Annotated in this window: 29 protein-coding genes and 1 tRNA gene; 8 read left to right on the plus strand and 22 right to left on the minus strand. The window is 43.0% G+C overall.

Features of this window, described 5'->3' with window-relative positions:
• Nucleotides 1-3: 3 nt before the first annotated feature.
• From SU60_RS17390 to SU60_RS17400, 4 genes are all read right to left on the minus strand, one after another.
• Nucleotides 4-429 (minus strand): hypothetical protein, encoded by a 426-nt coding sequence (locus tag SU60_RS17390; RefSeq protein ID WP_041156643.1) that lies wholly within the window; start codon nt 427-429, stop codon nt 4-6.
• Between the two features lie 378 nt (nt 430-807).
• A complete protein-coding gene (locus SU60_RS17395; RefSeq protein ID WP_005484891.1) occupies nt 808-987 on the minus strand; it encodes a helix-turn-helix domain-containing protein in 180 nt (59 codons plus the stop codon).
• A gap of 10 nt (nt 988-997) precedes the next feature.
• Nucleotides 998-1,156 (minus strand): hypothetical protein, encoded by a 159-nt coding sequence (locus SU60_RS22675; RefSeq protein ID WP_280806733.1) that lies wholly within the window; start codon nt 1,154-1,156, stop codon nt 998-1,000.
• Nucleotides 1,096-2,154: a tyrosine-type recombinase/integrase gene (locus SU60_RS17400; RefSeq protein WP_280806734.1), complete on the minus strand. Its 1,059-nt coding sequence runs from the start codon at nt 2,152-2,154 to the stop codon at nt 1,096-1,098. Before SU60_RS17400 ends, SU60_RS22675 begins: the two co-directional genes overlap by 61 nt.
• Nucleotides 2,155-2,338: 184 nt before the next feature.
• Here SU60_RS17400 and SU60_RS17405 point away from each other — a divergent pair, with 184 nt between their 5' ends.
• Nucleotides 2,339-3,646 carry a hypothetical protein gene (locus SU60_RS17405; RefSeq protein ID WP_041156644.1) on the plus strand — a complete coding sequence of 436 codons (1,308 nt, stop codon included), beginning with the start codon at nt 2,339-2,341 and terminating at the stop codon, nt 3,644-3,646.
• Nucleotides 3,647-3,740: 94 nt separating this feature from the next.
• Here SU60_RS17405 and ltrA read toward each other — a convergent pair whose 3' ends face one another.
• The 4 genes from ltrA to SU60_RS22680 form a co-directional block, all read right to left on the minus strand.
• Nucleotides 3,741-5,033: a group II intron reverse transcriptase/maturase gene (gene ltrA, locus SU60_RS17410; protein ID WP_209419719.1), complete on the minus strand. Its 1,293-nt coding sequence runs from the start codon at nt 5,031-5,033 to the stop codon at nt 3,741-3,743.
• Nucleotides 5,034-5,634: 601 nt separating this feature from the next.
• Nucleotides 5,635-5,832: a hypothetical protein gene (locus SU60_RS17415; RefSeq protein WP_041156645.1), complete on the minus strand. Its 198-nt coding sequence runs from the start codon at nt 5,830-5,832 to the stop codon at nt 5,635-5,637.
• Between the two features lie 91 nt (nt 5,833-5,923).
• On the minus strand, nt 5,924-6,061 hold the full coding sequence (locus tag SU60_RS22040) for a hypothetical protein (RefSeq protein ID WP_005484894.1): 138 nt from the start codon (nt 6,059-6,061) through the stop codon (nt 5,924-5,926).
• A gap of 14 nt (nt 6,062-6,075) precedes the next feature.
• Nucleotides 6,076-6,198 (minus strand): hypothetical protein, encoded by a 123-nt coding sequence (locus SU60_RS22680; protein ID WP_256096208.1) that lies wholly within the window; start codon nt 6,196-6,198, stop codon nt 6,076-6,078.
• A gap of 283 nt (nt 6,199-6,481) precedes the next feature.
• On the opposite strand from SU60_RS22680, the gene SU60_RS22480 reads away from it, so the two are divergent.
• The 4 genes from SU60_RS22480 to SU60_RS17425 all read left to right on the plus strand — a co-directional run bounded on the left by SU60_RS22480 (nt 6,482) and on the right by SU60_RS17425 (nt 8,492).
• Nucleotides 6,482-6,640 carry a DeoR family transcriptional regulator gene (locus SU60_RS22480; protein ID WP_245228437.1) on the plus strand — a complete coding sequence of 53 codons (159 nt, stop codon included), beginning with the start codon at nt 6,482-6,484 and terminating at the stop codon, nt 6,638-6,640.
• Nucleotides 6,641-6,651: 11 nt separating this feature from the next.
• Nucleotides 6,652-7,281: a helix-turn-helix transcriptional regulator gene (locus tag SU60_RS17420; RefSeq protein WP_245228431.1), complete on the plus strand. Its 630-nt coding sequence runs from the start codon at nt 6,652-6,654 to the stop codon at nt 7,279-7,281.
• A gap of 396 nt (nt 7,282-7,677) precedes the next feature.
• A complete protein-coding gene (locus SU60_RS22685) occupies nt 7,678-7,803 on the plus strand; it encodes a hypothetical protein (RefSeq protein ID WP_256900693.1) in 126 nt (41 codons plus the stop codon).
• A gap of 230 nt (nt 7,804-8,033) precedes the next feature.
• Complete coding sequence (locus SU60_RS17425) at nt 8,034-8,492, plus strand: hypothetical protein (protein WP_041156646.1); 459 nt, start codon at nt 8,034-8,036, stop codon at nt 8,490-8,492.
• A gap of 529 nt (nt 8,493-9,021) precedes the next feature.
• Here SU60_RS17425 and SU60_RS17430 read toward each other — a convergent pair.
• From SU60_RS17430 to SU60_RS17455, 8 genes are all read right to left on the minus strand, one after another.
• Nucleotides 9,022-9,453: a DUF2787 domain-containing protein gene (locus tag SU60_RS17430; protein ID WP_041156647.1), complete on the minus strand. Its 432-nt coding sequence runs from the start codon at nt 9,451-9,453 to the stop codon at nt 9,022-9,024.
• Nucleotides 9,454-9,553: 100 nt separating this feature from the next.
• Nucleotides 9,554-10,054, minus strand: a complete 501-nt coding sequence (locus tag SU60_RS17435; protein WP_041156648.1) for a hypothetical protein — start codon at nt 10,052-10,054, stop codon at nt 9,554-9,556.
• Nucleotides 10,055-10,098: 44 nt separating this feature from the next.
• A complete protein-coding gene (locus SU60_RS17440) occupies nt 10,099-10,482 on the minus strand; it encodes a hypothetical protein (RefSeq protein ID WP_041156649.1) in 384 nt (127 codons plus the stop codon).
• A 102-nt stretch (nt 10,483-10,584) separates the two neighbouring features.
• Entirely contained in the window at nt 10,585-10,824 is a 240-nt protein-coding gene (locus SU60_RS22690) for a tyrosine-type recombinase/integrase (protein WP_250157993.1), read from the minus strand.
• Nucleotides 10,785-11,819: a tyrosine-type recombinase/integrase gene (locus SU60_RS17445; protein ID WP_245228432.1), complete on the minus strand. Its 1,035-nt coding sequence runs from the start codon at nt 11,817-11,819 to the stop codon at nt 10,785-10,787. The genes SU60_RS22690 and SU60_RS17445 overlap by 40 nt, the downstream gene beginning before the upstream one ends.
• Before the next feature lie 255 nt (nt 11,820-12,074).
• Nucleotides 12,075-12,281 (minus strand): LysE family transporter, encoded by a 207-nt coding sequence (locus SU60_RS22485; RefSeq protein WP_245228433.1) that lies wholly within the window; start codon nt 12,279-12,281, stop codon nt 12,075-12,077.
• On the minus strand, nt 12,271-12,702 hold the full coding sequence (locus tag SU60_RS17450) for a LysE/ArgO family amino acid transporter (protein WP_245228434.1): 432 nt from the start codon (nt 12,700-12,702) through the stop codon (nt 12,271-12,273). The genes SU60_RS22485 and SU60_RS17450 overlap by 11 nt, the downstream gene beginning before the upstream one ends.
• A gap of 1 nt (nt 12,703) precedes the next feature.
• Nucleotides 12,704-13,408: a B3/B4 domain-containing protein gene (locus SU60_RS17455; RefSeq protein ID WP_041156650.1), complete on the minus strand. Its 705-nt coding sequence runs from the start codon at nt 13,406-13,408 to the stop codon at nt 12,704-12,706.
• A 45-nt stretch (nt 13,409-13,453) separates the two neighbouring features.
• Here SU60_RS17455 and SU60_RS17460 point away from each other — a divergent pair, with 45 nt between their 5' ends.
• Complete coding sequence (locus tag SU60_RS17460; protein WP_245228435.1) at nt 13,454-14,020, plus strand: helix-turn-helix domain-containing protein; 567 nt, start codon at nt 13,454-13,456, stop codon at nt 14,018-14,020.
• A 255-nt stretch (nt 14,021-14,275) separates the two neighbouring features.
• On the opposite strand, the gene SU60_RS17465 is transcribed toward SU60_RS17460, so the two are convergent.
• The gene (locus SU60_RS17465) at nt 14,276-15,838 is read right to left on the minus strand and encodes a sensor domain-containing diguanylate cyclase (RefSeq protein ID WP_041156690.1); all 1,563 of its coding nucleotides are present in this window, start codon (nt 15,836-15,838) and stop codon (nt 14,276-14,278) included.
• Nucleotides 15,839-16,437: 599 nt separating this feature from the next.
• Here SU60_RS17465 and SU60_RS17470 point away from each other — a divergent pair.
• The gene (locus SU60_RS17470; RefSeq protein WP_245228436.1) at nt 16,438-17,898 is read left to right on the plus strand and encodes a putative bifunctional diguanylate cyclase/phosphodiesterase; all 1,461 of its coding nucleotides are present in this window, start codon (nt 16,438-16,440) and stop codon (nt 17,896-17,898) included.
• Nucleotides 17,899-18,412: 514 nt separating this feature from the next.
• Here SU60_RS17470 and SU60_RS17475 read toward each other — a convergent pair.
• The 5 genes from SU60_RS17475 to SU60_RS17485 all read right to left on the minus strand — a co-directional run bounded on the left by SU60_RS17475 (nt 18,413) and on the right by SU60_RS17485 (nt 20,673).
• Nucleotides 18,413-18,973, minus strand: coding sequence for a hypothetical protein (locus tag SU60_RS17475; RefSeq protein WP_041156651.1), 561 nt, complete (start codon nt 18,971-18,973; stop codon nt 18,413-18,415).
• A 205-nt stretch (nt 18,974-19,178) separates the two neighbouring features.
• On the minus strand, nt 19,179-19,850 hold the full coding sequence (locus SU60_RS17480) for a GGDEF domain-containing protein (RefSeq protein ID WP_084735948.1): 672 nt from the start codon (nt 19,848-19,850) through the stop codon (nt 19,179-19,181).
• A gap of 69 nt (nt 19,851-19,919) precedes the next feature.
• Nucleotides 19,920-20,090, minus strand: coding sequence for a PAS domain-containing protein (locus SU60_RS22935; RefSeq protein ID WP_128814718.1), 171 nt, complete (start codon nt 20,088-20,090; stop codon nt 19,920-19,922).
• Nucleotides 20,091-20,212: 122 nt separating this feature from the next.
• Nucleotides 20,213-20,371, minus strand: coding sequence for a hypothetical protein (locus tag SU60_RS22045; RefSeq protein WP_023585693.1), 159 nt, complete (start codon nt 20,369-20,371; stop codon nt 20,213-20,215).
• 217 nt (nt 20,372-20,588) lie between these two features.
• A tRNA-Leu gene (locus SU60_RS17485) sits at nt 20,589-20,673 on the minus strand.
• A gap of 380 nt (nt 20,674-21,053) precedes the next feature.
• Here SU60_RS17485 and SU60_RS17490 point away from each other — a divergent pair.
• Nucleotides 21,054-22,322: a DUF2254 domain-containing protein gene (locus SU60_RS17490; protein ID WP_041156653.1), complete on the plus strand. Its 1,269-nt coding sequence runs from the start codon at nt 21,054-21,056 to the stop codon at nt 22,320-22,322.
• The last annotated feature ends 109 nt before the right edge of the window (nt 22,323-22,431 follow it).

A 22,431-nucleotide genomic window follows, 5' to 3' on the forward strand; every position in this document is an offset into this window, starting at 1 on the left:
GACTTATCGATATTCTGACCAGTTCACCGCTGGCAAATCACTGCCTTCAGAGAACGCTATCAGCGCATCAACAATCGCATCTCGTAAACCGTCTAGATCTGAGTATTCTTCGGGAGTGAACATCGCGAGTAGGTTATCGCTATTCATCGCCGTGATCAGAAGTGAACCGGACTTAGATGAAATGAAAGCGTTGGAGATCGCACTCGCGTGAATCCAACCGCCACTTTCTAACATTAAGCACTTTCCTTTCTCAGGCTTCACCGCTTTTAAGATCTTATCGAATAGCTCACCAACGTGATCACCTGTTTCGTTAAGAATCAAGTTACAAGTCTTGTCCAAAACCACTAAGCGATCATCAGCCGGTAGTACTGTTTTGCCATTAGCCACATTCGCAACACCAGATTTCGTTTTTACAAACATTGCGTTCATTTTTTTATTTTTCCTTCTAAAATTGAATTGTTAAAGAGCAGCGAAGAAGCTCGCTGCCCCCTCGAAAACAACTAAGCGAGAGAATCGCTGCGTTGCTGAGGTCCATATTAGGGATGAAAGAAAGCACTCAACTAAGAAGGGAATCGAGTCGACAAGCCACAAAACAATTAACTCGTCGCTCAAAGTCCAGCTAAGATTTAACGCAGAACCTAAGTCACGAAAGGCGCTAGAAGAAATATCACTCGTCAAGGTTGTGATAGTAAAAAGAACAAGGTTAGGTACACTTTTGTTTGATTTTTTCAGGTAGAGACTAAAAAGCCCAAAGACGTCCTAACGGACGCCTTTGGGCTTTTATCTGTATTAAGAAATATTATTGTATCAATGCATTGTCATCTCTTTTTCCCAACGCTCAACCTCACTACGCAAGAAGCGCACACTGCGACCTATACGCATCACTGGCGGTAAGCTTTTAGGGTTGCGAGTTACATTGGTTCGTACGGTTGCTGGGTTTAAGCCGTACATTTCAGCAAATTCTTCAATAGTTAGTACTCTGGACATATCGAACTCCTTAATCGATTTGTAAGTTAGGTAGCATAGCGTCAACGGTCTGCTGAGAGGCTTGCGCTAAATGGGTATTTTGATAGTAGGCGTAACGCTCGGTGACATTCACATTGGAATGACCAAGACTTTGCTGCGCGAGACGAATATCGTTCGTTGCAAGTAACATTTGGGTTGCGTAAGTGCGGCGAAGATCGTGGATAGTAAAAGGAGCGTCCAGACAGCTTCTTGCTTCATGGCTTGCTGAATGCGTTCCATACAAGCACGTGGGTAGGCAATATGCTCACCTTGGTTCTTTAACGAAGGGAACACCCAATCGTTGAACGACACTTTGAGACATTTACGGATCAGGCGTTTTGCAGGCTCGGAGAAATAAATGCGCTGCGATTTACCAGATTTCGTCATCGGCAGGAGCGCAGAAGAAAGGTCATCCGCAAGCATAGATCGAGTCAAACTCATCACGTTGCCAATGCGCATACCTGTCAACAAACTCAACATCAGCGCACTCGCATGTAGAAAGTTCGGCTCAGCACACGCATGACGACAAAAGCTTTCCGCTTCTTTCGAGGACAACACTCGGTCTTTCGCATTGTTCTCCACCCGTTTTTTAACGCCCTTTACTGGACTTTTATCAATAATCTCGTGCTCAACCGCCATCGAAAAAAGTTTCGACAAGAAGGCGTGATAACGGTTAATGGACGCATGACTTAAGTCAGTAAGTGAATTGAGAAAACGCTCAACATCACGGCGAGTCACGTCCGTAACACGCTCTTTACCAAACGCAGCTATTACGCGCTTGGAGCGAGATAAAAAGGTCTTAGAATCGCGGTGATGATTACGGCTGTATGGAAGTACAACGTCATCAAAGAACTGCTGAACCGTCATGCGTGAGCCCTTCTGGTATGCCCCAGACTGAACATCAGCGATAAATTGGTAAGCCAACTGATTGAATTCAGCAAACTTCATTTCGGGATAAGTGCCAAACGACTCGTAGTAACGCTTTCCCTTCCAGCCAAGGCGAACTATCCAGCGCATACTCGTCGCGGTCACAAGTACGCGTAGTCGCGGGTTTTTCTTCCAAGGATACTCAACACCTTGCTCGCCCTTAGCTGGACGAGGCAAGGTGTTAAGTACCTTCTGGTTCATTTCTATCGGTGTAGTGCTCACAATATCTCACTCCGTATAAGTAAATCGTGAGCAAAGATTAAGGTGACACTGACTGAAGAGTGCCGACCACACGACTCCCTCTACAGACCATAAAATATGATGCACCGTAAGAAAAAAAGAGTTCATACAAAGAGATTAACTCGTTAGTATGCACAGATTAAGGAACCATTTTGTTTGATTTAATATGCCTAGAAGAAAACCCGTACTCTATGAAAAAACGGTTTACCTTTTCACGCCAAAAGCTAAAACCTTATCAATTCATAACAAGCACTTGCTCATCATTACCCTACAGCGGCTATTTGGCTTCAGTCCTGATAAAGCTACCGCAGCATTGGAAAGTGCCTTTAAAAAAGCAGGGTTACACCAGTCGTTCCCAAAGCGTTCCGCACATTCCACTTATAAAACTAAGCACATTAAAACGCTCAAGCCATTGAAAGAATTGTCAAACAAGAAAAGAATTGCGCTCACTTTAATCGAGAGCAGCATTGTAGAATTGGACAGCAGTAAAGACGAGGCATACCAAGATATAGAGATGCCAATCACGGTAGATATTCTAGACTTCCCACCCTGGTATAAACAAAACCGAGAATTTATCCAGCTCTTGGGAAACTTCATTTCAACCGAGCGAAAGTATGAAGAAGAAAGCCATCACCTGCTTCTTGAAGCCGTACGCAGAGCATCACCACCAGCAGAAAAGCACCTAATAGAAACGAATCTCAAGTTCTACAAAAAACATATTGGTCAACCAAGTACCAATAAAGTAGCTAACAAACAGCTCTTAGATGCCAAACTCGTTATCTTTAACACCATTAACGACGAGGTTGATAACAAAGATCGTAAAGCTGATACCAAAGAAAGCAAAGAGATTGAGACAACCACTCATAATTACTTAGATTATTATGACGATACGCGTGGCGAAACTGACGAGAAAGACGACGAACAGAGCACGTACCTTATCTATCTCTTGGTAAAACCAAGCAAAAGTATCAAATACATCCCGTTCAAAATTACCAACCTAAATCCGCTCTACAAATATCTTGGTAGTAGTGACAGCACTTACTCAGTGTATGCAATTAAAAACCGTAGTCAATTAACGCTCGAACTCGTTATTAGTGACAAAAGTCGAATAAAATATAAAGCCACCATCGAGCAAGACTTTCAGCAAGACGTACCTAACCCGTTTACTGGTCAGATATTATTCAATAAGTTCAACTTTTGGGATCCATCGTTACCTGACAAAAAACACACAATTGTTAGACAAAGAAAAATTCACACATGTAACGTAGAGCTCTCAACATCGGAGGGACATATCGGCAAACGCAGCATAAGGTATATCTTGCAACGTATGCACCAATCGCTCTCGCTGACAGAGTTTCACGATATCGTTACACCCAAAATGTTCATTGAAAGACCTCAAGCATATAAAACGAAACCTATCTTGCTCACGTGGCCGTGTGAAATTAAGAATGGTATTAATTCCCCAACGGACTAAATGAACACAGAGGAAAAAGTCCAACGAGACAAAGGGAAATCACTTCCCATAAGTTACGAATCGAGTAGGAGGAGGCCTCACGGCCTCCGTCCTCTCACACCACCGTACAAGCGTGGGTCGCATACGGCGGTTCCGAATATAATTTTAGTGACTCGTACCCCTCTAATAGCGAGTACAGACCCAACTCTTTGAACCATTCATTCGGCATGGCATGATTTGATTGCGGGGTTCGCGCCAGATGCCACCAACCTTTATCTGACATCGCCAACTTCCAAGCATTATTCTCTGTCACGCCTCGCTGGCGTAACCACGTCGCTATGCTGTATTTCCGTTTGCGTTGCTTCAGGCGATAGCTTCTCAGACGCCGCCTTATCCAACTGTCTAAGTCCGACATCATCCCTTTCCGCAGAGCCAGTTTGAAGTAGTGTTGCCAACCTCGTAAGTATTGAGTTAACTCTCGTATCACGACGCTTAACTCTACTCCTCGGTTTCGCTTTGTTATCCGGCGCACCCGCTTCTTCATCTGAGTTTGTGCTGCCTTTGATAAACGGATCCTCCCGTCTACCTCAAAGCGGTGGCTCAGGTAGCTACGTTCCTTCACTCTTGTCGCGGCGCTTTTCTCACGGTTTACCGTCAGCTTTAGCTTTTGCTCCAAGAACTCCGTTACCGAGTCTTTGACTCGTATCGCAGCCTCCTCACTACTCACGTAGATTTGACAGTCATCTGCATATCGGCAGAACTTGTGACCTCTACGCTCTAACTCTTTATCAAGCTCATCTAACACGATATTCGATAGCAGAGGAGACAGAGGACCTCCCTGTGGGGTTCCTCTTTGTCTGCGCTCCACTAAACCATTTCGCATTAGTCCTGCCTGGAGATATGACCTGATTAACCTCAGCACTCGTTTATCCGCTATATCCTGCGACAACCTGTACATCAGTCTGTCGTGATTAACGGTATCGAAGTATTTGGCTAGGTCTATATCCACCACATAACCTCGTCCTTCTCTTATGTAGCGGCTCGCCGCCGATAAGGCATGATGAGCACTACGGTTCGGCCTAAACCCGTAACTGCTGTTGGAGAACTTCGGCTCATAGATTTCCGTTAGCACTGAAGTGATAGCTTGTTGCACTATCCTGTCCAGAACCGTTGGGATACCCAGTTGCCTCATTCCTCCGCTCGCTTTCGGGATTTCTACACCAAGAACGGGTTGGGGTTGATAGCTTTCATCCAGAAGACTCTGGCGAAGCCCTAACCCATTCGAAGACTGTCGAAGCTTTTCGATTGTCGCGGTGATATCGAGCCTGTCGATTCCCGCGCAACCTTTATTCTTCTTCACCCTCCTCAGGGCTTGATTCAAGTTCGTTGATGAGCAGATTTGCTCCATCAACTGAGTTGGATTCACCAAGACTCGTCCTCCTGTCTACGCCGACCATGCTTGTCACTCTTCGTGTCCACACGCTTTACTTGCGGTATCGCCTGTTGGAACGGAGAGATAAGTTTCATCTTGCTGTGACTCCACATGATTGAGTGTCTAGTGACTGCTTCTTGATATATTCAGTTCAGGCCTTCCCTTAAGTTGTACTTCCTTAAGGGACTATGCCTTCTGCTGACTTCTTACTGCCCGTCACACAGCATTACTGCTGTATTAGTCTCTACCGAGACAGACAATAAGATCTCCCGAGGTAAGACGTTGCTCTTTCCCGTGGTCATGCCTGATTTACTACATCGCACTTCCCGTCGAGTCATTGGGCTATTCTATCTATAGCTAGGTTACCCAAGTCGACATAGCCTACTATCAGGTTTCTGTTCGTCATCACCACGTTTTGCCATTTGCTTCCTTCAGATTTCACCTCACGATGAACACCCTTGCATAGGCTAACGGTTCCCGCTCGACTGAGCCCGTAGAGGACTTTCACCTCCTAGATCAACGCCATGCTCGGCGCACTAAAGAAAAAAGTAGAGGCGGTTGCGCCTCTACTTTTTCACTAGATAACGTCTAGCTCATCCAACGCTCCTCCGATTAATGCGCCAGCAACAAACCCGATCGCTCCACCAATAACGACGCCCTGTGGACCATATCGAGTACCGAGTGTTGCGCCATATTGCGCAAATCGAACACCTGTTGACGCGCAAGGCTTAAACCAACGCTGTTGAGGGTTAGAATGAAAATGTGTTTTCGCCATAATGTTTTTCCTTTTCTCTAGATGCAGATATGAAAAAGGGCGATACCTTTCGATACCGCCCTTGTTGATAAGCCTAATTTATTGATGGGACTTAATCATCGTCATCATCAGCCATGAAGTCGCCGCCGAGCCAACCATCGTCGCCCGGCTCCATGTCGAAGTCCTGACTAAAGCCAGAATCTTCTGTGCCATCATCATAGTCACCTTGGTCTTCTGTCCAGTTGCCCATATGAACGCTCCTTCTTAACTGTAATCCATTGCGCCACATGCATCGCATGACCCACCCTTGGTGACCCAACCGGGACAACCTAAAGAACGACATGAATAACCTGATGCCATAAGTGGCTTAATGAATGTCACTTGCATTACTTGTTTCCTTTAATTGACGCTGTAGTAAATCTACGTTGTGTAGTATCCCACTGCGCTCGGACAGGATGTGTCCAAGACCGCAGAATGAGTGTGAAAATAGGCATCGTCATTGCCCTGCCTTATCCGATGAAAGCTATGCCAAATCTAAGTGCGTGACGGTTAGAAACATTTAAAAATGTTTTGCCCTCAACCTGTCCAAGGGAAACCGTACGCTAGTAGCATGAGCGATAAGAGTGAAAAGCTAGCTTTAAGGCTAGGTGACATATTGACGAGATTGTTTATGGGAGAAGTGCTCTCCCCTGAGCAGTTGGTAGCGGATTACCAGGTAAGCGAGAAAACCCTGAGACGCGATTTCAATGAAAGGCTCGTCAACGCTCCGATTATCCGCACCAATGAGGGTTATCGACTGGACCTATCATTCGAAGTCAGGGCAATTTAAACATCAATAAAATGCTGTACGATATTGGTTTGTCCGAACTATTGCCTAAACACTACAAGCTCAATGGTCACGCACCTGTTCTGTTTAAGAACCCACGCTCTGAACGAACTGACAAATTCGATGCACTGTTTAAGCAACTGACCGAAGTCATCGCTGCTCAAGTTGTCATTGACCTTAACTACAATGAAAAACCGTTTGAATCTGTCCACTGTTATCGGCTGGTCAATGACAGGGGCATCTGGTATCTCGCCGCAACCTACTGTGATCAGTTACATTCGTACCGATTGCGAAATATTTCACAGATTCACCTACGGGAAGATAAATACAAACCCAGTCAAAAGGTCCACAAGGAGATACACAGGCAAGGGATGGAGTGGCTAACTCCGGATGATGCTGAGGTGCTTGTACAGGTTGACAGGGACGTTGCTCCGCGCTTTCTTGAAAGAACGATTCTCCCTCACCAGCAGCTATTGAAAGAACTGAGTGACGGTAGTTTGTTGGTCAGCAGTCGAGTATCAAGATTGAGCGATATCTTGCCTTTGTTGAAGTCTTGGATACCTCAAGTCGAGGTGCTTTCCCCAGTCAGCCTTAAGCTTGAACTTATACGCGACCTCCACGCCACATTGGATCGTTACAAGTAGAAGACACGCTTCAGGTAACCATACCCGATCAGCTTACGGAGTAATTAGATCATGATGATCCAAATGCTTTATTTGCTGTACGTAAGTATTGTGTCATGACGTTGCCACGTTAATTAATGACGCCCTAGCATTCCCTCTAGAAGCACAGCTCCAAAACAACAAAGAACCACGACATAATGTCGTTTCACTGCGCCGAGACCGACCGCTCTACCCATGAACTTGCCACTATGTACCGATTTTGAGCTTACCTATGTGGGATAAGCGAAAGGGGTGATTTAGCGAAACCTCAAACCGATACCGCGCAAGGGAAAACTCAAAATGATGCCATTTTTCGTCGTTAATTAGCAAACACTAAAATAACTCCGGTAGGAGAAGTAATTTAATAGGGGTATAACCATGATGTCTGATGCACGAACTCTGCTCCAAATCACTCAGTCCAGTCCGTATTTTTACCTAGTTGATATCGCTAACTTGTTAAGCTTCACCGTCGTTGGCTATCTACTGGGTATGATGACTGGATAAACAGAGCCATGAATTGAACTTGTCACTATAGATCCCGGTGACAAGTTCCTTTTGTTACACCTAGCCTGTTTTAACTAGCTTCTGAAAATAGGTGAAAAATTTGAGTAAAAGTTCATTTGTGTCAATCCATTCACGAATATCGTTATAAATCTATCAGTTAGACTAGTGTTTTATAAGTGAAGCATGTTTAATCCGCGTATCGAAACCAAAACAAAATAGGTACAAAAAACATGTCTATTTCATTCAATAAAACAGAGCATCTACTTAACGACTGTCAAAGTGAGAAAATTGCCAAGTGTGCGGCAGCAGCTTGGGGACATGAAGCAACGATGGGAACTCAAATGTTTTTCGCAGAGTCGGATCACTACTCGATTCAGATGGCAGAAGAGCATTTGGAAAACCCAGAAAACCAAGAAGTTATCTTCATTGACTTTCTAGCTTACAGCGACCATGAAAAGTCACGCACATCTGCGGTTGTTTACGAGAAAGAAGACCTCGTAATGCTTTGTCATTGGTTTTCATTTGGGGATGATGAGGAAGAGTATTTTGAGCCTGGATACCCTATGACCACTTCCGGATTCTTCAGCTACCTGAACTCTCTACCAAATATAAAGAGACATGTTCACCCATCTGCACTAGATGACAAGTATCAGCTAGGGTTGTCTCTACTGGACGAACTAAGTCAGTAAGTTATACCTAATTCTGTTTGTACTGGGGGGTAAATTGGATAAGTTGTCATTTCGTATGGCAACGTTGAAAATACCCTAATTTTCGCGCCAAACTACGAACATAAGATTAAGGTGCGCTCTTGGCGCTGATATTAAGGGAAGCCTTTATCCCTAGTTGCAGAGATAGCATCAGACAAATTATTCTCTCGGTATTTTATATAGGCTTCCGCCCCTCACTGCTCCCATTGCTTCGACATAGCAATGGGAGCTTTTAATAACAAAACACCAGTGTAAACCAACCAAACTCGTTAAAATTAAGACTCCTTTCCTTGGTGTTTCCACCGTCCATTGCAATCCAGCAACTTCATCCCCTCTGAATCCCTAAGGCAACGGATTGGGTAAACGTTGCTAAAACTTGCCCCAATGAAAAAGGCTTCCCATCACGCCATGATTAACATGGGACAATGGGAAGCCTTAGTTTCACTAGGAAGTGAGTCGACTATTTTATGGTACATACATGGTGCTTTCTACTTGGTTTGTTGCTGATGGACTAATCCACAGTGACTTTTATCTCATCGAACACGCCCATTTCGACGTAGCTGAGAAAGTTTGATTCCCACATCGAGTAGAACTCCATTACCTCACTACTTGTTATCGGCAGCTCCGGAACATAGGAAAAACTAGCTGTTCCAGATGAGAAGTTAAAATCCACCTCTTTAATCAATTCAGGATAAGGACCACCGCAATACGCAAAGTCAGTGATGTAATCAAAGATCCATTGGTCGTAGAGGCGGACAAGCCTGATTTCAACTGGGTGCCAACCGCCGTTTTCCGAACTGTAGGATGAATCTCGGAAGTTGAACACTGCCGATTGGATCATGGGTGTCCATTTGCCTGATTCGCTGATCACTCGGTTTAAAGCATCTTGAAGACTAGTTGATATCGGTAACAAAAGGCGCTCAGTATCAAAGACTAATTTCATAATAAAATCTCGTTTAATTCGTTAGGGAAGCACTCTTGTTAAGTGCTCGATATGAAAGCCAGAATTGGCTTAGTGGGTAAGGAGTGATGTATTTTTGAGGTTATTTAGCTTTGGGTTCAGCGTCCACGAGAGACAACAACTCATCACGACGTTGCTCGTAGTCTGGCGCCAGAACGTGAAGAAACACTGATTTCTCCGACTGGATGATAAGACCAAGCCCCCTGCAACAAGCAGCCATAAAACCCGCGTTGTTCGCTGACTGCCCGGAAAACACACACTTCATCACAGAACTCTTGAACGGCTTATCTCCCTGCACATCTAGTACAGCTGTGATATCTTTAAGCGGGATCCATTCCTTGCTGTGTAGTCCTCCGCCTTCATTACCCGACATGCGGATATGGAGCTCGTTTTCCTCGTCATGTAAGGCGATCTGATAGAACACGTTTTTCTCCGTTTTCGGTGATAGTTTTTTCGCTTTGCCTTCGAGCACGATATGAGTGAAATGGTCAACTGGTAACTCTTCCACGACTGTTACTTGTTCATTACCCTCTACGATTTCAGGTTGAACCGTTTCTTGTTTATTGCTTGGTTTACGTGCCATAGGACACCTCCTTTAAGATGGAATAATTCAGGTTTAATTTGGTTTTAAGATTCAGCTTGATCAGCTAACTTGGCGACAGGGAACGTTGGACTGTTCATAGGAGCGCAACAGTACACACCACCACCTTCCATGGTCACTATGGCGACCGCTATAAGCCAAGGACAGTCAGGAGAGTTAAGAATTAGCACCCACTCGCTAAAGTTACTAAGGAACCTCAGAAAATGCTGGTCTTCCTCAGACTCTTCACTCAAGGTTTCGTCGGTATCCCCTTCCTCAATCAAGTACAAGGTCGTACCGACTTCATCCCAAAACGTTTTTGTGCTTTCTTCATCACCGAATGGCTCTATCAGGTGCTCTAGCAGTTTTGCTTTCACACCATCCGGCATTGGCAGTGATTGAATGTCTTCAAACTTGTTTACTGTTTTCATTTCTAATCTCCGTTTAATAATGAAAAAGCCCCTGTTTAGCTCATCGCTAAACAGGGGCTTTTCTAATGTTATTTCTAAATTAACTGGTTAAACCTAACTTCTTCATTCCCAACGTATCTCTGGCTTTGCAGTCACCATATCCGATAAACGAGAGCCAATCTCTCTCCGACGCCCTACAGTCAATTTTGAGTAGCGCCTTGTTGATGACAGGTCAGCGTGATTTAACTGCTTGGCTATGTCGTGTAACGAGACTCCTTGGCTAGCTAACAAACTTCCAACCGTATGACGAGCTGAATGCAGGGTTAGATTCGCTTTATCTCCGGGTATGTCGGGCAGCCCCATCTTGCTTTGATAGCCTTGAAAGCATGCCTAGGTTGCCCTACTGGTTTACCCTTTTTGCGTCCAGGAAAGAGATACGGATTATTCGCCACATTAGGCACCGACCTCAAAATATCAAGCATGTAATCACTTAGATAAATAACGTGACTACTACCGTTTTTCGTATGCGGAATAGTGAGAGTTTTTTCCTCCCAACTCACATCGGATTTCAAGCGCAAACGCAGTTCCTTATCCCTCGCGCCAGTCAAAAACAACAAAGCTAGGTACGCGCCAATACTTTTATCTTCATGGTTCAGAGCGTGACCGATGAACTCCTTTAGCTGTGATTCGGACAAGTAACCAGTACGCACGTTATCCTCTTTCAACAAGCTCACCTTGTCAGCAATGAGCGGAGCGTCCATCAACTTGTATGCTTGACGATTGATCGTTTTGAGCAGGGCTAGAACACGGTTTATCGAAGCAGGAGCATAAGGCTTACCTTTAATCGTAACGGCATTTTGCATCTCCATTTGAACTTTGATGATATCGGCCGCGGTTAGGTCATGAATCGATATGTGATGAATAGACTTTGCTAAACGAAATCGCGCTGCGTCGTCCTTCCAACTGCGTTTCTGTTTAGCCAGCGGCAAGTAAACTTCATCAAAGAACCGCTCTAGAGTCATTGTCTTCTCGGTAGTCTGATTGTCACGCTCAAGCTTTGGATCAATGCCTTCAATAATTTGCTGGCGATACTCTTTGGCGGTTTTGCGCAATATGGCGAGGTCAGTTTCAGGGTGCTTACCAAGACCAATGCTTGCCTTCTTACCTGTTACCGGACTGGTATAACGCAGCAGGAAGCGTTTCCCGCCGGATTTACCCACTAAGCAGCGAACGCCAGTGGGTAATCCTGAGTCTTTCATAGCAGATAAATTGACTTCGTAATCGGTGGATTTAGCGCTAGCCGGATTGGGTTTAAGGTTGTTGAGGAAAGTGGTGGTGAGTCGTTGTGATTTGCTCATTCAAACCTCCATTAACTAGATATTCAATTAGTTAATATGTGTTTGAATGAGCCTCTGTTACGGGTGAGGTCTGTATGAAAGAACCACTTAGTGCTCACAATGACCGATTGGCCTGAACTAGCTCATTTATGGACAGAAATGATTTAGAGCATTTACTTAAATTAGCAAAATGAGAATAACTTCTGGTATGGAAAATCTGTGTCCAATCTGGCAGGAGCAGTTTAGTTATTGGAAATGCAGCTTTATCGAGACGTTCTATATGTATTGGCTTAACAGAGGTGTTGCGATCTTCAATGCAATACCAAACATGATGCATGAAATCGCAGAATCTAAAATTCTCCATGTTCTTGGCTTACTAAAAAGTGGGATCAACTTGTTAGCCAAATACACTAATCCATAAAACCAGATCCCTGATGCAATCAGTGCCCCTATAACAAACAATAGTTTTTCATCAGGTTCCATTTGAGCAGTCACACCACCAAGGATCACCACCGTATCCAGATAAACATGTGGATTTAAAAAAAGTGATAGCCATCGCCATTAAAACGACTTTTAACCAACTCTGGGCAATGTCCGAATTTTCCAACTCTAGGTGACTTGAACCATTCCATGCTGATTTTGCAGATCGGTAGCCATACCAGAAAAGAAATACTACGCCGCCAAGAGTCAAAAGGTCTTTCCATAATGGTGCTTTATAGAGCAGTGTCCCTATACCAAGTACACCAGTACTGATCAGTAGAATGTCTCCAAGAAAGCAGATAGTGACAACGGACAGTTCGTATTGCTTTTTTAATCCGCACTTTAATAGAAACGCATTTTGGCTACCGATTGCGACAATCAAACTTCCAGAAACAACGGCACCCGTTAACAAAGTATTTATCACATCAAACCTCAATGGATTTTGAAGCAAACACCAACGATTGCTCTATCACTGAATCAGGCATGATCACTTGCAAGTGTTTAATCATTTCTTGCCCCGCCTCCTGCAAGTGTTCTAGTGGCATTTCAGGCAAGCTTTCTAGAATAAACCACATGTTACGTGTGTCAGATTCAATTCGGGTTCTGACACCCTGCCTCCAGTTCCAACGACGACAAGTAACGCCTACTTCATCGCGCCAAATTACTTCCCCAACATCAGGGGTTTCAATTGAAGCCTCACCATTTTTCATGGTGTCAAAGGATTCAGAGCCATCTGCGATAGTGAGTGTTGGCGTTCCTTGATAACTGTCCATATCTTCACCACCTACGGGTATGGCGTATCGAATACTGATGGCATTATAAATATCCACAATAGGGTCAATGCTCTGCATTCCTCCATCTTTCAATACTCGTTTTCGCAGTGCAGCAGCCGAGCAAGGGGTTCGATTTGGTTTAGCGCCAAATTGACGAAAAACATCTCCCCACGCATTGATGTGTGATTCTGCCCATGGATAGTCGTTCTCAATGACAGAAGTACATGCTTCTTGCAGAACCCGTTTTGCATACTCTTGGCTCTGAACTTCCGTTCCTTTAACGGATATGCTCAATGCTTTGAACTCTGGTGCAATCTGGGAAATCCGAGTATCGATTGACGGCACTATAACAACCATTAGATAATTCCTTCAGTGATTCATTTTCATGCAAGATACATTACAATGACCAAAAAAGTCAATATATCGACCGATGGTAGCACTGATGCTGATTTCATTAATCAAGCGGTAGCCGCAAGGATCAAGGAACATCGAAAAAGGCTCAAGTTGTCACTGGATGCCCTGTCAAAAAGAGCAGGGATAAGTAAAGGCATGTTAGTCGAAGTAGAGAAAGGGGCAGCTAACCCTAGCATTTCGACGTTGTGTAAAGTGTCTGCTGCCCTTGGGATTTCAGTTGCCGATATTGTGAATGTTGCGAGTAATCCAACAGTCAACATCATTGATAAAGAGGACATTCCAACACTTTGGACTGGCGAGCACGGTGGTAGCGCAAAACTTCTGGCGGGAACAAGCGGCCCAGATATGATTGAGTTGTGGCGCTGGAATATGAAACCATCAGAAGTTTTTGAATCAGCAGGTCATCCACAAGGCACGTTTGAACTTTTTCATGTTGAGTCTGGAATACTCACTTTGAATATTGATGGGAAAGCCATAGAACTGCATGAAGGTCAGTCCGCTATAGCTAAAACGGATGTCCTCACAGCTACTCAAACCAAGCAGATTCGGATTTAGTTTTCACTATGAGCGTTGCTGAGTTACATCGATAAGCCCACTCATTTAGAGGCGAGTTCAAATAAGATTTATTAAGGCAAAGCCATACTCACAATAGATGGATTAGTAGTAGCCCCAAGTAACAATGGGGCATAGGTGTTTGCCGAGATCTCGCTGACATGTTGATGGACAAAACTGTTTTAGCACAATTAAGTAAAAATTATCTAAAGTATGACAAAATCGCTTAGATGAGTGTTCAGATCAGTATCCATTTTATCATCTGAACTTATGTACCTCAGTCCTATTTCTACCGTTATGTTTTGCTTGGTAAAGTGCATCATCAGCACCTTTAAGAATGGCGCTAGTCGGCTCTCTTTCGGCTAACCATTGGGATACTCCGATAGAAATCGTCACGTGACCTACGACATCAAACTCATTGGATTCAATGGACTTTCGAATTCTCTCGGCAACGTACTCAGCCTGACGTATGTCTGCTTTAACTAAAAGAACCATGAACTCTTCTCCGCCAGATCGGCAGACAATATCCACCTCTCGCGCCTGCGCCTTGATCATATTTGCCACACTGATGAGTAAAGTATCACCGACATCATGACCAAAGGTATCATTCACTTTTTTGAAGTAATCAACATCCAGAGCGAGCACAGAAAATGGAGTGTTTTGTATACGCAAATTATCAATGGCCTTATCTAAACCTCTGCGGTTTAACAACCCAGTCATAGAATCAGTTAAGGTATCGAGGTGCAGTTGATCAATTGTGTTGGATACAATATTGAATGTACTGACGAATGAACGCTTCAGGTGTGACGCTTCAAAATACCAAGGTTTAACTTCATTTAAGTCTCGTTTAGTCGAAGTGTGGCTTTCAAATTTTTTGACGACACTCGCTAATTGCCATAATGGTTTTGAGATAAAAACCGAAGATATCCAAATAATTAAAAGCGTGAGCGCACCAATTGGAAGTGTTTCAACAAATACACTCCACATTTGGTAATTAAGCACTGACAGAGTGAGGCTTTCCGATTTCACAGCAACTATCCCCCAACCAGAATAATTGACTGGTGCGTACCCAGCAAGCATATCAATACCCTGAGAGTTAATGATAGCTTTCCCACCTTTCTCTCCCTGAGTCACCTCATTTATCGCTTCATTATTGACTATGACTTCTCCCACTCGTTGTTTATTAGGGTGATAAATCAATGTCCGATTTTTATCCACAACATAGAGGTATGACCCATCTCTGTAGCCATGGTGCCCAAGTATGCTCATTAATATGTTTTTCTTATCGAGATAAATGCTCCCGCTAACGTAACCTAAATACTCTTTTTGTGCGGAGAAGATAGGGTACGAAATACTTATTAGATAATTACCTGCCGGGGATACGAACGGATTCGTGACGATTGGAGCCTTAGCGTTCAACGATTGTAGCGAACTTTCTGTTGTTAATTGGACACCTTTCACTTGTATTGTTTCTGGTGAAACGGAAATGATACCCCCTTTCGCATTGACGATGACTACAGAGTTAAAAGAGTCAGTTTGGGTTCTTAATCGATCTACTTCTTGTTGCAACGCATCTGAATCACCTATCCTACTCCCAAGCGTAAGCGCGCTATACTCCAATTGAGACAAAGCTGATTCAATGAAAGTGTCCGTCATTTCGGCCATTTTTTCAGCGTAAACACGATTGGATTCAATGGTGTTGGTGACAATGAGGTCATGTTGGACACGATACATGGAGTAAAAAGCGTTCAGAAGAGTGACCAATACACTAAAGATGCTTAGAATCAGAATAAGTTGCCTCAAATTCAACTTGTCTTTCATCCGTTTTGATTCACCCACATATTCCATAAATTAAGTCATCCATTGGTTTATTCGAAGTAATAGTACGTGCTACTGCACATGTGTTAAATCAAGTTTTAGTAGATTTTGACAGTTCTGCATGAGATATGAAACTCTTATACTGACTTATATCTATTTTGAAACTGATATGGCCGACATAGATAGAAAATAGAGCCAGTAGCTGACCAAAAAACCAGCATCAAGATCAAAATGCTAGCCGATACTTGAAGGGTTCAAGAAAGTAAAACTTATATTTAGAGGGTCTTGATGCGACTAAACATTAGTTTTCGTAGTAAAACTATATGTTTAATGTAGCATTTTAAACAGTTTAAGTGATGTGTCACTAGCTTGATACTCGATGTAATGATAGGTTAATCATATAAGTATGACCTTAGTCATGGGCAGTACACGAGTAATACTGTGGTCTATATGAAAAAAACTCCCTCACCTCCGCTAAACTCGTTTTTGCTTACTTTGTATTCGCGTCACTGTGGGTTTTATTCTCAGATAAAGCGGTAGAGCTCCTATCTAGTAATCAAGTATACACGCTGGTTCAGTCACTAAAGGGGATGCTATTTATCATGATCACGTCTCTCTTGCTATGGGGGCTGATAAAAAAGAACAACCGAGATGTTGAACGGGCTAATGACATTGACTATGTGACAGGCCTGCATAGTCCCTACGTCTTTTTTCGCTATTTGGAGCAAAAGTTCAGTAGTGCCAAAGAAAATGAACATTATGTTCTCTTTCTTCTCGATATTGACAACTTTAAGCCCATTGCCGATCAACTCGGCTTTGAAAAGAGCAATCAATTTTTAAAAGACATCGCACAATCTATTAGTTCCTCTACTGTCTCTCCACTTTTCTCTTCAAGGACTCATTCGGATGGGTTTGCTTGCTTGATTCGCATGCACGACGAGAAGCAAATTGACAGGCACCTAGCACTTATTCAAAGGCAGTTTAGCCAGCACTCAAAACGTCATGGCATTGATGTAACGTGCTCTATTGGTGTTGCGCTCTATCCATTTGATGGAGAAAGCGTTAAACAGCTCATGTCGTCAGCCAAATATGCGCTCGCTCAAGCAAAGATAACGAAAAACACTATCCGGTACCACGACAAAAAACTCGCTGAGCAAGATCTCCAAAGAAAACAGATGATTGCAGATCTACGTAACGCAATACGAAAAGAACAAATACAGATCGTATTTCAACCAAAGTATCATCTAAAAGATAAGAGAGTAACTGGAGTTGAAGTGCTCTCTCGCTGGAAACACCACCAACATGGAGATATATCTCCTGCTGTATTTATCACGCTGGCAGAAGAGAACAATCTCTGTAGTGCTTTAACAGCACTAGTTATCAAGCAAGCATCAAAACAACTTAAAGAAACCCAGCTCCTAGGACATTCTATTCAAAGCGTATCGGTGAATATTTCTGCTACTGAGCTGAATAGTGTTGAATACATGCGCCAAATCGAAACTTACTTAAAACAAGACCGTGATTTTGCGCAATACCTATGCTTTGAAATTACAGAGACAGCTACGTTAGAGGATATTGAGCAATGTGCAAGGCTAGTAAAGAAACTGAAGAAGTATGGTGTAACATTCTCTATTGATGACTTTGGTGTTGGCTATACCTCATTTGGCATATTTAATAAATTAGACGTTGATGAAATCAAGATAGATCGTAGTTTCATCAAAGACATTGCTATTGACTATCGATCAAGAGCAATTACTTCCGGCATCGTTGATATAGCCAATGGGTTTGGGATTCAAGTCGTTGCTGAGGGCGTAGAGACCCTTGAACAGCTGTGTATTCTTGAGGAGTTAGACTGTGAACAAGCTCAAGGATTTTATCTAAGTCGCCCAGTCCCTGTTACAGCATTAAATAAAAGCTTAAGTATGTGTAGCATCGCAAAGTTCACACCCAAACTAGCAGCAGAAGAATTACTCACTCATATTGATGTCGATATAAGAGATTCAGTTAAACAATCCCTGCTAGAACATGGCTACATGTTCAGCGACGTCGAGGTTCTAGGGTAAAGGTGAAAACTCTAAGCACACAACTTCATGCGTGCTTATCACTCTGAGAACAGACTCATGGAGTTGGATATCCGCGTTAAAATCCATACTGTTCAAGCACTTTCTCCATCAATGATGTTTTGAAATTCACAGCCAGACTCAAGAACATACTATTAATAATAACCAGTACAACAGCGACCTACGGCAAGCTGTTGTACTGGTTATTATATATTTAATATCAAGATCCTATCCCAACCCTAGCTCTCAGTTCATTTCGCAACATTCGCACAATCACCAAATCACAGACACCCGAAGCAAAGTGAGTCCCTACATCTCGCATAGAAACTCAACCGCAAGCATTCAGCTCAGAGCACACCGAGAGCCGACACACTAATCCCGAACAATTACCACCAGAGGGTACTCTAATCGTCACAGAACGAGCTTAGAACAGCGATATTCACACTCTGATGGTTAGTAGTAGCGATGGAGAATACCGCCATTTATTACACTTTAATGAGGTCGGTAAGTCAGCGTACTAACACCTAACCCATTTTTTCTTGGACCGAGGACTACGCTTGATTTGGTTATTTTTGGAAAGCTCATTGATTGCCTTGGTAAAATCTGACTTTGACAGCCCTAGCTGCTTTTGAAAGCTAGGATCTAAAGCACGAGGAGACTTCAAAGCATGAAGAAGCTTGTCTTCAGGGGATTTTTGGGGTGTCTGTTGTGGCTTAACAATTGGAACAACTGTGTTCTCTCTAGTCCTGATGCTTTGAAAAGGTGCGCCTAATTGCTTGCACTGAAACTCAAATGCTGAAATTAAACTTTCATCGTTACTGTATAGCTCAAAATGAACAGAGCCCAACTGCTTTTTATCTAAAGCAAGTAGTACCCTAGAAAGATATGCAATGATATAGAAATCGGCTTGATTCTGACCTGTCGGATAGTCAGATAAGAACAGGTACAACGACTTTTCACAAACAAGCTTGACTGAATCTGACTTAGAAAAAACAAAGACTTTATCAACAACAGAAGCGTTAATTTTTTCTAGCTCCTTCAGTCCTACATTTTCAGCATCGACGAAAATCATCTTCATAGTTGGCCAAGCTCCATTTGTTCACCACTATAAAGAAGATTACACAGTTGCATATCGATATCAACTTGGAGTTAATTCATCTGTGTGATTGGTTGTTAATGTCTATCCCCGACGAACTAACCACACCCTACCCAACAACGCCCATGACAAAAGGCTTAACGACAACCCAATCAAAACGATCAATCACTTTATTTACTAATACAGATCAACTTAAAGTTGAAGTAAGCACATACGGTAGTTTTTGTTTTTTAGCTACATACATAGCTCTATCCGTCTTATCTATTAACACTGATAATTCACGGTCATCATGCGGATAAATGCCAATTCCAATACTGACTCCAACCGCAATATCACCATCGACCTTATCGACTGAAACAGGCTCTGAAATTAGTTCATGTAGTTTATTAGCTATGCCTTTAGCTTCTTGTTCATAGTTCTTGTGGTCATTAATATTAAACAATATAAGGAGTTCATCCCCACCGACTCGAAAACAGATATCACTACTACGTAACTTCCCTTTCAAGCGAGTAGATATCTCAACAAGAAGCTGGTCACCAATATCATGTCCAAACGTATCATTAATTAACTTAAATCCGTTTAAATCAAGATAGGCAACCCCCAAGCAGCCAGAATCAAGTACGCTTAATGACTGATTTTCCAATACACTCTCAAGGTGACGCTTATTAAATAAGCCTGTTAGTGCGTCAGTATTTGCCTCTTCCTTTAGCTCATCAATTAACTCTTGAACTCTAGAGTAATCATGTAAAGTCGCTATCCCGCATTGCATGCCATTAAAGACAATGTTTGCTATAGAAATCCCGGCGTTAAACCCATCACCACTAGAATTTCGACAAGGCACAATACTTCTAGACATCATAGCTCTTGCTTGTGACTGGTTAAGTACAAAGTTACTAACCTTCGCATCGTGATGATTGACAACATTCGGTTACATCAAGTCGTTCAGCCTAAGAGTTAACAATACATCTCTTTCATAACCAAATAACAGAGCACATGACTTATTCGCAAACACAATATTAGAGTATTGATCAACAATCAAAATTGCATCTACCAGAAAGTCTAAAAACTGAGAAACTTCATCTGATTGTGCCATTACCATACATATCCATACTGATTGACATCAATAGATAATAATTTGATTTCATATACATATCTTTGACTTAAGTACAACATTCACACATAAATACCCCAATGCCCTTCCAAAGCACACTGCAAAACCGCCTAAAACCGACTTTTCGACATATCCATCAAAACGATCAGTTGTCCCATAGAAGAAAAACCAAAACCGCATAGCACCGTAAAGTCACCATGGTCGTACCATGGTTCTTCTCGCTCGAAGCCCTTGGTAATACTGGCTTTCACGACGGCTGTTTTTTGCATTTGTTGGATTTACTGGGATTCCCTTGCGCACAGAATCGTCATGCGATGAACCATATATGGACCATGGGAGAAATTTTAAGACGGATAAAGGGAGTAAAATGGAGCGAGAAAAGCGTTGATAACAAGAAAGGAAAACTGAGGTAAGCACCTGAAAAATCGAACATTTTCAAACACCTAAAACGACGAAAGGCCGCTATAAAAGCGACCTTTCTATGTATGGTACCGGTGGGCGGACTTGAACCGCCACGCCCGAAGGCAACGGATTTTGAATCCGTCGTGTATACCAATTTCACCACACCGGCATCTTTAGGCTATTGCCTTTTGATGATTGGCATTATACGGAAGCTTTTGACCTGCGCAAGCAGAAAAACCTTAAACAACTATCGTTTGCTGATAATTTCGCCACAAAATGTGATATTTAGGTATTATCCGTTTTAACCTAGGGACCCGTCGACTCCGAAATAGCCACCAGCTTAAAAACGCAGAGCCATAATTGCGGCTAAGTTCCTTACCAATACGTAAAAGTTAAGTAAACTTCATCTATGCTTTAACCATTCGACTGTACGCTTTCAGCAAGCCTAGCCAGGTGCTAAGGCGAACTGAAGACATACCTCACAATAGAAGCAACACAGTAAACGCTTTCCAATGTTGACTCGGAAACCGTACAGATAGGAGTACAACAATGACAGGTTCCAAGTGGCAATGGTTATTAACGCGAATAACACGAAAACTATGGGTTCGCACCTCACTTTTCGCCTTACTTGCTGTCGTTACCGCGTTAATCTCTGTCGTTCTAAACAAGTTTATTATTTTACCTCCCACCATTAACGTCAGCTATGAACTCCTGAACAACATTTTAAATATTCTTGCAACATCAATGCTGGCCGTCACCACTTTTTCTTTGAACATCATGGTATCAGCGTACAGTGCAGCCAGCGCAGGCGTTACCCCCAGAGCGACGCAATTATTAATGGAAGACAGCACAACCCAAAACGCACTGGCGACTTTCCTCGGCTCGTTTTTGTTTAGCTTAGTCGGCATTATCGCTCTGGGCATCGACGCTTATCACGATCAAGCTCGTATCTATCTATTCGTTGTCACTATCGTTGTGGTCGTGATGATCATAATGACTCTACTGCGCTGGATTCAGCACCTATCTGTACTTGGAAGAGTGTGTGAAACGACAGCAAAAGTCGAACAAGCATTGCAGAATGCTATCCAAAAGCGCGGCAATGAACCTTGGCTTGGCGCTCGCCCTTGGAGTAACCCGAAACACAAACCCAAGGACAGTAAGCCTATATACAGCAGAGAGATTGGCTACTTACAACATATCGACATGCAACACCTTGATAGCTGCGCTGAATCAAGCCAGTGCACAATATACATTGAGCGGCAACCAGGTAGTTTTGTGTACCATAACCAACCCTTAGCCTGGATTTGTGGTGAGTTGAACGATGAAAGTGACATAACCGTTGCTTTCACTATTCGCGCCGAACGCACATACGATCAAGACCCTCGCTTTGGCTTCGTGGTACTGGCAGAGATAGCCTCAAGAGCACTTTCTCCAGCAGTCAATGATAGTGGAACAGCGATTGATGTGATTGGACGTTCTATACGAGCACTCTCTTTATGGGGTGAACTCACTAATCAAAGACCAATAAAAACTCGATTTCCAAGGTTATTTGTTCCCTCATTAAGCTGCTACGATTTGTTTGATGATGTGTTTCTACCGATAGCTCACGATGGTGCGGCACACCTATCCGTTCAAATTCGCTTGCAAAAAGCGTTGTTGGCATTGTCTACCATGCATCCGACATTATTTGCTACCCCGGCAACTAAACTCTCTGAGAAGGCATTGCAACTGGCATTAACACAACACTTTACTGAAGAAGAAAAACACCAACTCTCACAGCTATCTAATCAAGTTACCGCTCAAAAAGCACGCTATTGAAAAAGCTAAAATCAGCGAAACTCTTTTGAGCTTGGTTTCTTATATACTCTTACCGTCAACCGATTAGGCTGCTAGCCATAGCTGTTAGCGGAGAAATCATTTAGATTTC

It is taken from the genome of Vibrio mytili, from assembly GCF_000830505.1.
Taxonomy (GTDB): domain Bacteria; phylum Pseudomonadota; class Gammaproteobacteria; order Enterobacterales; family Vibrionaceae; genus Vibrio; species Vibrio mytili.